The organism is Nocardioides sp. Iso805N, from assembly GCF_000364605.1.
Taxonomy (GTDB): Bacteria; Actinomycetota; Actinomycetes; order Propionibacteriales; family Nocardioidaceae; genus Nocardioides.
Map to the genome: position 1 here is coordinate 361,520 of NZ_KB822575.1, position 9,580 is coordinate 371,099.

Annotated in this window: 9 protein-coding genes; 3 read left to right on the plus strand and 6 right to left on the minus strand. The window is 71.9% G+C overall.

Features of this window, described 5'->3' with window-relative positions; translation table 11 throughout:
• The first annotated feature begins 62 nt into the window (after positions 1-62).
• Together H036_RS0101740 and H036_RS0101745 are read left to right on the plus strand one after the other, a co-directional pair.
• Positions 63-1,706, plus strand: coding sequence for a hypothetical protein (locus H036_RS0101740; RefSeq protein WP_157416934.1), 1,644 nt, complete (start codon positions 63-65; stop codon positions 1,704-1,706).
• A 111-nt stretch (positions 1,707-1,817) separates the two neighbouring features.
• A complete protein-coding gene (locus H036_RS0101745) occupies positions 1,818-3,947 on the plus strand; it encodes a catalase (RefSeq protein ID WP_017933045.1) in 2,130 nt (709 codons plus the stop codon).
• A 56-nt stretch (positions 3,948-4,003) separates the two neighbouring features.
• Here the strand turns inward: H036_RS0101745 and H036_RS0101750 are convergent, their stop codons facing one another.
• The 5 genes from H036_RS0101750 to H036_RS0101775 all read right to left on the minus strand — a co-directional run bounded on the left by H036_RS0101750 (position 4,004) and on the right by H036_RS0101775 (position 7,266).
• Positions 4,004-4,738: an SDR family oxidoreductase gene (locus H036_RS0101750; RefSeq protein ID WP_017933046.1), complete on the minus strand. Its 735-nt coding sequence runs from the start codon at positions 4,736-4,738 to the stop codon at positions 4,004-4,006.
• Between the two features lie 20 nt (positions 4,739-4,758).
• Positions 4,759-4,974, minus strand: a complete 216-nt coding sequence (locus H036_RS0101755; RefSeq protein WP_017933047.1) for a CDGSH iron-sulfur domain-containing protein — start codon at positions 4,972-4,974, stop codon at positions 4,759-4,761.
• Positions 4,971-5,924 (minus strand): iron-containing redox enzyme family protein, encoded by a 954-nt coding sequence (locus H036_RS0101760; RefSeq protein ID WP_017933048.1) that lies wholly within the window; start codon positions 5,922-5,924, stop codon positions 4,971-4,973. The genes H036_RS0101755 and H036_RS0101760 overlap by 4 nt, the downstream gene beginning before the upstream one ends.
• A gap of 170 nt (positions 5,925-6,094) precedes the next feature.
• Entirely contained in the window at positions 6,095-6,766 is a 672-nt protein-coding gene (locus tag H036_RS0101770) for an anti-sigma factor family protein (RefSeq protein WP_017933050.1), read from the minus strand.
• A complete protein-coding gene (locus H036_RS0101775; RefSeq protein ID WP_017933051.1) occupies positions 6,763-7,266 on the minus strand; it encodes a sigma-70 family RNA polymerase sigma factor in 504 nt (167 codons plus the stop codon). The genes H036_RS0101770 and H036_RS0101775 overlap by 4 nt, the downstream gene beginning before the upstream one ends.
• A gap of 151 nt (positions 7,267-7,417) precedes the next feature.
• Here H036_RS0101775 and H036_RS0101780 point away from each other — a divergent pair, with 151 nt between their 5' ends.
• The gene (locus tag H036_RS0101780; protein WP_017933052.1) at positions 7,418-8,989 is read left to right on the plus strand and encodes an MFS transporter; all 1,572 of its coding nucleotides are present in this window, start codon (positions 7,418-7,420) and stop codon (positions 8,987-8,989) included.
• A 153-nt stretch (positions 8,990-9,142) separates the two neighbouring features.
• Here the strand turns inward: H036_RS0101780 and H036_RS25635 are convergent, their stop codons facing one another.
• On the minus strand, positions 9,143-9,439 hold the full coding sequence (locus tag H036_RS25635; RefSeq protein WP_017933053.1) for a hypothetical protein: 297 nt from the start codon (positions 9,437-9,439) through the stop codon (positions 9,143-9,145).
• Positions 9,440-9,580: the final 141 nt, after the last annotated feature.

The following is a 9,580-nucleotide window of genomic DNA, read 5'->3' on the forward strand; positions in this document are numbered from 1 at the left end:
GAGCGTCGGGTCCGAGCGCGGCGTAGGGTGAGGGTGCCGATCGCGACGGGCTCGGGAGGCGTATGACCACACGTGCGGCTGGCCCCCGGGGGTTGCCCCTGGCCCGGTACGGCGCACCGATCGGCGCCCTGATCCTCGCCCTCGCCACCGCGGCGCCCGCGGTCGCGGCGACGGCGGGGTGGGTCGGCGCGGACGGGGACGACTGGTCCGCCGGCTCCTCGTGGTCGATCGGGGCCCCGCCCGTCGATGGCGATGCGGTCACCTTCCCGATCGCGCCGCCGGACGCGTCGAGTGTGGACGACCTCCCCAACGTCACTCTCGGCGGCATCACCTCGGCGGGCGCGTGGACGGTCGAGCCGGCGAACGACGCCGCCGTCACCCTGGCCGGCCCGATGAGCGTCGACCTGGCCGGGCAGGATCCGGAGGGCTCGAGGCAGTTCCTCTGGCTCGTCCCCCTGATCACGACCGAGCCGGTCGTGATCACTTCCTCGTACGACGCCGGGATCCTCAGCCTGCGCGCCCCCGTCACAGGCGGGCAGCCGCTGACCGTCGCCGGCCCGGGACAGGTGCTGTTCCAGCGCGGGCCGAACGCGATCAGCGACCTCGTCGTGGACGGAGCCACCGCGGGACGCGCGGACCTCAACGTCCCCGACGCCTCCCCCGCGACCGCGCGGGTCGAACCGGGGGCGGCGCTCGGATTCGGCGACGGGACCTACGACTTCCCGATCGAGGTCGGCGGGGACGGTACGGCCTCGCCCGTGGACCCGTCGTCGTGGGCCCCGGGAGCGCTTCGGGTCAGGTCCAACGGCCAGGACGTCCAGCCGGTGCTCGCCGGCCCTGTCACGCTCACCGCGGCCGCCACCTTCGCGACGGCAGCCGCGACGGATACCTCGGCGCTCACCTTCGCCGGGCCGGTCGACGGGGGCGCCCCGCTCACCGTCGTCGGCGCCGGCACGATGACCTTCTCGGGGTCGGTCTCCGTCGCCTCGCTGACCAGCACCGTACGTCGACTCGTCGTGACCGGGCCCGTCGACGGGCCGGTGAGCGTCGGGGCCGGCTCCACGATCTCCGGGTCCGGGAGCGTCGCGGGCCTCGAGGTGAACCCGGACGGCGGCCTCGACGTCACGGTCGACGGTGACACCTCGAGCCACCTCACGAGCAGCGGCCCGGTGACGGTGAACGGCGCTCTCACGGTGGATGCCACGAGTCTTCCCGCGACCGGGCAGCAGGTGCTTCTCGTGGACAACCGCAGCGGGCAGCCTGTCACCGGGACGTTCGCGGGGTTGCCCGAAGGCGCCTCGCTCACCCTCGGCGGCGAACCGTGGCAGATCAGCTACGTCGGCGGCGACGGCAACGACATCGTGATCCGTCGTACGGTCGACGCGACACCGTCCTCGACGCCCTCCCCGACCGCCTCGGTCGCGCCGACGCAGAAACCCTCCACCTCGGAGGCCGAGCCCACACTGCTGCCCGTCGGATCCGCCGAGCAGTCACCCGCCCCGTCGCCGACGCCTGGAGCGGCCGCCTTGTCGAGTGCGCCCCCGCAGGACTGGACTACCGGTCCTGCCGACCTGGCCGACACCGGATCGTCACTCGGACGGGCCGCGGCGCTCCTCGGCCCGGCCCTGGTCCTGGCCGGAGCAGGGATGCTCGCGCTCCGCCGCCGGGCGCGACGGCTGGAACGAGGGCGGGAAGGAGGGCGGTGAGTGCCGGGCCCCTCACGGCCGCCCGCAGTACGCGGATGTCGACGGGCTCCATGGGTACGGGATACGTCGAGCCCGACGGGCTCCCCCACCCCAGATATTCGGAGGATCCCTATGACCGACGAAAACGTTCCCGGCGTACCAGGCACAGAGCCGGCTCCCCTCGACGAGCCCACCACCCCTCGCGAGCCGCTGCCCCCGAAGCCCGACCAGAGCGGGCCGGAGGTGCGTACGCCGACGGGCGTGGAGGCGAACGAGGACCAGGCCGTCAACGCCCAGCAGGGTGCGTTCCTCACCACGTCGGCGGGTGCCCGGCTGCGCGACACCGACCACTCCCTCAAGGCCGGTGAGCGTGGCCCGACGCTGCTGCAGGACCACCACCTGCGCGAGAAGATCACCCACTTCGACCACGAGCGGATCCCGGAGCGCGTCGTACACGCACGCGGTGCGGCGGCCCACGGTGTCTTCACCGGCTACGGCACCGCCGACGAGGTGACGAGCGCGGCGTTCCTCGGCAAGGGCGTCGAGACGCCGACCTTCACCCGGTTCTCCACCGTCCTCGGGTCGCGCGGCTCGGCCGACACGGTGCGCGACACCCGCGGCTTCGCGACGAAGTTCTACACCGACGAGGGCATCTTCGACCTGGTCGGCAACAACATCCCGGTCTTCTTCATCCAGGACGGGATCAAGTTCCCCGACGTCATCCACGCCGGCAAGCCGCACCCCGACCGCGAGATCCCGCAGGCGCAGAGCGCGCACGACACGTTCTGGGACTTCGTCTCGCTGCACACCGAGGGCCAGGCGCACACGATGTGGAACATGTCCGACCGGGGCATCCCGCGCTCGCTGCGGATGATGGAGGGCTTCGGCGTCCACACCTTCCGGCTGATGAACGCGGCCGGAGAGACGTCGCTGGCGAAGTTCCACTGGAAGCCGAAGCTGGGCGCACACGCGCTGACCTGGGAGGAGGCCCAGCTCGCCTGCGGCTTCGACCCCGACCTCCACCGCCGCGACCTCGCCGACGCGATCGAGTCCGGCGCCTTCCCGGAGTGGGAGCTGGGCGTCCAGGTCTTCCCCGACACCCCGGAGCAGATGTTCCACGGCATCGACCTGCTCGACCCGACCAAGTTCGTGCCCGAGGAGCTGGCACCGGTGCAGCCCGTCGGCAAGCTGGTGCTCAACCGCAACCCGTCGAACTACTTCGCCGAGACCGAGCAGGTCGCCTTCCACCCCGGCAACCTGGTGCGCGGGATCGACGTCACCGACGACGCCCTCCTGCAGGCCCGGCTGTTCTCCTACATCGACACCCAGCTGACCCGGCTCGGCGGCCCGAACTTCAACCAGATCCCGATCAACCGGCCGCACTCACCGGTCAACGACATGCTGCGTGACGGCTTCCACCAGGACGCGGTGCACCGCGGCGTCGCGCCGTACCGGCCCAACTCGCTGGACGGCGGCTGCCCCTTCCACGCCGGCGCCGACGACCAGGCCTTCGTGGAGGCACCCGTCCAGGTGGCGGCGGCGCCCAAGACGCGCGCCCAGGCGGCGTCCTTCGACGACCACTTCAGCCAGGTGCGGCTGTTCTGGCTCTCGATGACGCCGGTCGAGCAGGACCACATCGTCTCGGCGTACTCCTTCGAGCTGGGCAAGGTCTACGAGCAGGCGATCAAGGAGCGGCAGCTGCAGTGCCTGGCCAACATCGACGCCACGCTGTGCTCCCGGGTGGCCGCGAACCTGGGGCTGCCGGCACCGAAGGCGACGGTCAAGCTCGCGGAACCCGACCCGAGCCCGGCGCTGTCGATGATCGGCGAGAGCTGGCCGATCGACGGCCGGATCATCGGCGTGGTGACCTGCCCCGACTGCCCCGAGGAGGAGATCGCAGCGCTACGTACGGCGGTCTTCGACGCTGGGCTGGTGCCGCTGCTGATCGGGCCGACGGGTGGTCAGCTGCCGTCCGGGATCCCGTTGCAGCGCTCCTTCGACACGGCCCGCTCGATCGAGTTCGACGCGGTGCTGCTCGCCTCGGGCATCGGCGCCCACGCAGACGACCCGCGGGTCTCGCTGCTGCTCACCGAGACCTTCCGGCAGAACAAGGCTATCGGCGCCTGGGGTGACGGTGAGGCGGCCCTCGTCGCGGCCCGGCTCCAGCCGTCGGCGGCCGGCGTGATCGTCGGCGACGCGGGTGAGGCGGTCTTCACCGAGGTCGCAGGGCTGCTGGCCGAGCACCGGGTCTGGGAGCGGTAGCGCCGGTGGGGCGGTTGTGACCCTCAGGGGTCACAACCGCCCCACTCACCGCCCCACTACCGCCCGCCCGCCACCCGCAGCGTCGTCGCCGTGACGTAACCGGCCTCGTCGCTCATCAGCCACGCGACCGCACCGGCGATCTCGGCGCCCTCAGCGGCGCGGCGCAGCGGGATGGCGGCGGCCATCCGCTCGACCCGGTCGGCATCGCCCGTCGCCGCGTGCAGGTCGGTGTCGACCAGGCCGGGCGCCACCCCGACCACCCGGATGCCCTGGTCGGCGACCTCCAGGCCGAGCCCCCGGGTGAACGCGTCGACGCCCGCCTTCGCGGCCGCATAGTGCACGTACTCACCCGGCGAGCCGAGCGTGGCCGCGCCGGAGGAGATGTTGAGGAGCACGCCGCCCGCTCCGCCGTACGTCGTGCTCATCGCCAGCACCGCGGCCCGCGCCACCAGCAGCGGTGCGGTCAGGTTGACCTCGACCGTACGCCGGATCTCCTCGACCGGCGTCTGCGCCAGCGGGGCGTAGCGGTAGGTCGCGCCGGCGTTGTTGACCACGCCGGTGAGCTGCTCGGAGACGGCACCGAAGAGGCGCTCGACACCGTCCGGCTCGGCCAGGTCCGCACGCACGGTCTGGCACCGTACGCCGCACGAGCGCACCTCGGCCGCAGTGGCCGCGGCAGCATCCTCGTCGGAGCGATAGCCGAGGACGAGGTCATGGCCGGCCGCGGCCAGCCGCCTCGCGATGGCCGCGCCGATGCCGCGGGTGCCGCCGGTGATCAGAGTCCATCCCATGGCGGCATTCTCTCGGGCGGCTAGGGCCTGTTGCGCGCCGGGATGGCCTTGTGGGTGCCGTCGCACCACGGCTTGGTCGCCGACTTGCCGCAGCGGCAGACCGCCGAGATCGGGCGGGTGGTGGTGTGCTCGACGCCGTCCTCGTCGGCGATCACGTGATCGCCGCGCAGCAGCAGCGGGCCGCCGGGACAGATGATCACGTCGGCCGAGGCACGGGACGCGCCCTGCCCGCTCACGCGACGCCCCAGCGCTCGAGCAGGTGCTGGGCGACCCGGCTCTCGGTCTCCAGGCACGTCCAGGCGCCGAACCACACGTCGTCCTCCGTGTCAGGCTCCGCCTCGATCAGCGGCAGGCAGATCAGCCGGGTGGCGAGCTGTTCGTGCACCGCGTCGGCCTCGACGTGCTCCTCGTAGTAGGCCCGGACCTCCTCGGGCAGGCCGAGGCGAGCGAGGCCCTGCGCCATCCGGCGACACGGTAGCGAGCTGGTCGCCTCGAAGGCTGCCAGGTGGCCCACCGCGGCGCCCCGCAGGCGGCGGTTGAGCCCGAACAGGCTCATCGCGTTGTTCTGCTCGAGCACCTCCAGAGGCGCCTGGTCGACGTACGTGCCCTCGGTCGACTCCAGCCCGAGGGCCGCCATGCCCTCGGCGAAGAGGTGCGCGTGCAGACGCTCGGGTCGGCCGCCGCCGTACTCGTCGTACTGCAGCTCGGCCAACGCGGCGCGCGCCGCGACGGGCATCCGCGGCAGCGCGAAGGCGACCGGGTCGGACTCCTTGAGGTGGTAGAGCGAGCGGTGCTGGAGCAGCTCGATCGCCTGGTCAGCTGTGGCTTCGCGCTGCACGAACCGCGCCAGCGAGGGGCCGTCGTCGGCCTCGATCATGGCGAAGAACGCCTCGGCGAAGTCGGCATCCGCAGCCACGTCGGGGCGTCCGGGCCAGCGTGCCCGCAGCCGCTGCTCGAGGTCGTCCTCCAGCCGGCGACGGACCCGGACCAGCTCAGGGTCGTGCTCGAGCCGGTCGTCGACCTCGGCGTACCCGCGATAGCTGAGCTCGTAGAGGATCCACAGGCTCAGGGCGGCATCCTCCGGACTCCCGGGCTCCACAGCGAGGGGCGCCACCTTTCCGCCCGCGACGAGCCTTCCCACGAGCTCCTCGCTGAGCGGACCGCGCGGCTTGGGCAGCACCGCCATCAGTCGTCCGCCTCGTCCCACGTGTGCAGCACGCCGCGGCAGTCGACGAAGCCGTCGGAGGGGGCGTCGTCGACGGCCAAGGGTGGCTGGTCCAGAACGTCGAGGAGCGTGTTCATGAGCACCTGTACCCGCAAACACCCGGCGGGTGCGCGTGGAATTCGTCGCGTGGGTCACCCGGCCGAGGAGAGCAGCACGGTGTCGGTGGCGACGTCGCGCAGCTCCACCCGCGTGATGTCGCCGAGCTCGAGGTCGGTCGAACCGGTGGTGCGGGCGGTCTCGCCCGGCCCGCTGCGCCACGTCGAGACGCGCTGCTTGTGCCCGTCGGCGTCGACGACGTAGAGCGCGTAGGCGTGGCTGGCGTAGGCGGAGCCGGTGGAGGCATAGGTGCAGGTCATCTCCACCCGCGTCCCCCACTGCTCGGGCGCCAGCGCCACGTCCGCGCTCAGTGGCATCGCCGAACCCGTCGCACTGTGCAGCGCGACGTCGACCAGCCCGGCCGCATGATCCTGGCCGAGGGTCATCGGGAGGAGGACCGCCGCGATCACGGCAGCGGCGGCGGCCAGGCCGAGCGCGACCCGCGTCGACGTACGCCGCCACCAGACGGGCCGCGCGGCCGCCATCAGCCGTCGCTCCAGGTCGGCGGGGGGAAGCTCGTCGACCGAGTCGAGGGTGTCCGGGTCGACCCGCGCGAGCAGGCCCGGCAGCGGGGTGAGCTCGGCGACCGCGTCCTGGCACAGCAGGCACTCGGCGAGGTGTCGCTCGTACTCGCCGCGCTCGAACGGGGTCAACGCACCCAGCACGTAGGCACCGTCCCAGTCGGCGTAGCGCTCGTGCTCCCTCATCGCGTCACTCCCCTCTCCTGCAGCGCCAGTCGCAGCGCGCGCAGTCCGTAGTGCAGGCGCGACTTCACCGTGCCCGCCGGGATGGCCAGCTCGGCGGCGATCTCGGCCACGGTCAGTCGGGCGTAGTAGGCCCTCAGCACGACCGAGCGGTGGTCCTCCGACAGCGCCCGCAGCGCGTCGGCCACGAGCAGCGACTCGAACAGCGCATCGACCTCGTCCTCGACGGACTCCTCGGGCAGCCGGTCGCTGGTCGACTCGTGTCGAGCGCGGGCGCTGCGGGCGTCGTCGACGACCAGGTTGCGGGCCACGGTGAAGAGCCACGCCCGGGCGGACCCGCCCCCGTCGATGTCGGTGATCCCGCGCCGCCAGGCGCGCAGCATGGTCTCCTGCACGACGTCCTCGGCCCGCGCTCGATCCCCCGTCAGTCGTACGACGTAGGCCCACAGGGGTGCTGCATGGGCATGGTGCAGTGCCCGCAGCGCCTCCGGGTCGCCGGCCATCGCTCACCTCCATGGCTGACACGAGATCGGACATCGTCCGGTTCAACCGAGCCCGCCGGTTCCTGGGACAGGGACCTCGTGCCTCCAGCATGACGCTGATCACGCGCAACCCCCAGGGGTATCGGACTCCGATTCGGGACACCTGCCTTCCATGAGTCATCTCGCCACGACCGAGGACCGCGCCCAGGGCACCGAGTGGTGGACCCTGGCCGCGGTCTGCACGGGCGTCTTCATGCTGTTGCTCGACGTCACCATCGTGAACGTCGCCCTGCCCGACATCCAGCAGCAGCTCCACGCCGACCTGTCCGGGCTGCAGTGGGTGATCGACGCCTACGCCCTGAGCCTGGCGGCGCTGCTGCTCACCGCCGGATCGCTGGCAGACCTCTACGGCCGGCGACGGCTGTTCCTGATCGGCACGGTGCTGTTCACCATCGGCTCGGCAGCGTGCGGCGCCGCCCAGACCATCACCGTCCTGCAGCTCTCGCGGGCGTTCCAGGGAATCGGTGGGGCGGCGATGTTCGCGACGGCGCTGGCGCTGCTGGCCTCGGCGTACCGGGGGCGGGAGCGCGGGATCGCATTCGGTGCCTTCGGTGCGACCACGGGCGTGGCGGTGGCGGTCGGCCCGGTGCTGGGTGGCCTCCTCACCTCGGGGCTGTCGTGGCGCTGGATCTTCTTCGTGAACATCCCGATCTGCGTGGTGGCGCTGGCGATCACGGTCGCGAAGGTGCAGGAGTCGCGCGACCCGAAGGCGGGCCGTCCGGACTGGTTCGGCTTCGTCAGCTTCAGCCTGGCGCTGGGCGCGCTCGTCTACGGCCTGATCGAGGCCGGCCGGCCCGCTCTGGGCTGGGGGTCGACGCGGGTGATCGCGTGCCTGGTGGCAGCGGTGGTGCTGCTGGCGGTCTTCGTGATCGGCGAGCTTCGCCAGCAGCACCCGATGTTCGACCTGGCCCTGCTGCGCAAGCCGACGTTCTGCGGCGGCCTGATCGCGGCCTTCGGCGTCTCCTCGTCGGTCTTCTCGCTGCTGACCTACCTGGTGATCTACGTGCAGGACGTCCTCGGCTACTCCGCCGTCGCGACGGGCCTGCGCTTCCTCTTCCTCTCGGCCGCCTCCTTCGTCGCGGCCGCGATCGCCGGCCGGCTGACCGAGCGGGTGGCGACCAAGCTCCTGATCGGCCCCGGCTTCGTGCTCCTCTCGGCTGGGCTGTTCCTGCTGCTCGGCATCGACGCCGACAGCACGTGGAAGCACCTCATCCCGGGCCTGATCGTGTGCGGCGTGGGCGTCGGCATGATCAACCCGCCGCTGGCCTCCACGGCTGTCGGTGTCGTCTCCCCCGACCGGTCGGGGATGGCGTCGGGGGTCAACTCCACCTTCCGCCAGGTCGGCATCGCGACCGGCATCGCTGCGCTCGGCTCGATCTTCGCCACCCGCATCTCGGACGGCATCTCCGAGCGCCTGGCCGGCAGCCAGACCGCGCCGTACGCCGGCAAGGTGGCCGAGGGGGTCACCGGCGGCCAGCTGAAGACCGTCGTCGCTCAGGTGCCGGCCGCCGCACGGCAGAAGGTCTCGGCAGCGGCGGTCGACAGCTTCACCAGCGCGCTGGACCACATCATCCTGATCGCGGCGGTGATCGCACTGGTCGCGGCGATCAGCAGCTTCGTCCTGATCCGTCAGCAGGACTTCGTCGCCGAGTCCGGCCCGGACCAGGGTCCCGCGGCCGGCTGAGCCGCGTTCTCGCACCCCGGGCAGATTCTCGAGGGGACGACGCGAGATGGGCATAGGGGCACACGTGTGCCCCTATGCCCATCTCGGCTCAACCGGCTCACCCATATCGACGGCGCCACCGGGTGTGCCGATCCACGTCGACGACCTCGACACCTAGCTGCGAGCCTGGGCAGGATCCGGAGCCTTCCCGCCGAACTCGATCCCGCGCGCCTCGTGCCCGACCAGGGTGATGCCCGCGACCAGGATCAGCACCGGCACGATCGTGACCGTCAGCGCGAACGGGTAGGAGTGGGCGCTCGCCAGGTGCTCCTGGAGGGGCAGGTTGAGCGCGGCGAACAGATTCCCGAGCCGATAGGTGACGCCAGGATAGAAGCCGCGGATCGCGTCTGGCGAGAGCTCGGTGAGGTGGGCCGGGATGACGCCCCACGCGCCCTGCACGAAGAACTGCATGAGGAAGGCGCCCAGTGCCAGCCATCCGGCGGTCTGGGAGAACGCCGAAGAGCAGGCCGCCGCCGATCGCGCCCACGTTGTAGATCATCGCGATCACCAGCGCCGTGGTCTCACCGAGACCGGGCCCGCCCTGGTCGGTCG

Coding starts and splice junctions, on each gene's coding strand:
- H036_RS0101775 (WP_017933051.1), bottom strand. CDS start 7,266: ATGGCCGGCGACCCGGAGGCGCTGCGGGCACTGCACCATGCCCATGCA.
- H036_RS0101770 (WP_017933050.1), bottom strand. CDS start 6,766: ATGAGGGAGCACGAGCGCTACGCCGACTGGGACGGTGCCTACGTGCTG.
- H036_RS25635 (WP_017933053.1), bottom strand. CDS start 9,439: ATGCAGTTCTTCGTGCAGGGCGCGTGGGGCGTCATCCCGGCCCACCTC.
- H036_RS0101780 (WP_017933052.1), top strand. CDS start 7,418: ATGAGTCATCTCGCCACGACCGAGGACCGCGCCCAGGGCACCGAGTGG.
- H036_RS0101760 (WP_017933048.1), bottom strand. CDS start 5,924: ATGGCGGTGCTGCCCAAGCCGCGCGGTCCGCTCAGCGAGGAGCTCGTG.
- H036_RS0101740 (WP_157416934.1), top strand. CDS start 63: ATGACCACACGTGCGGCTGGCCCCCGGGGGTTGCCCCTGGCCCGGTAC.
- H036_RS0101745 (WP_017933045.1), top strand. CDS start 1,818: ATGACCGACGAAAACGTTCCCGGCGTACCAGGCACAGAGCCGGCTCCC.
- H036_RS0101750 (WP_017933046.1), bottom strand. CDS start 4,738: ATGGGATGGACTCTGATCACCGGCGGCACCCGCGGCATCGGCGCGGCC.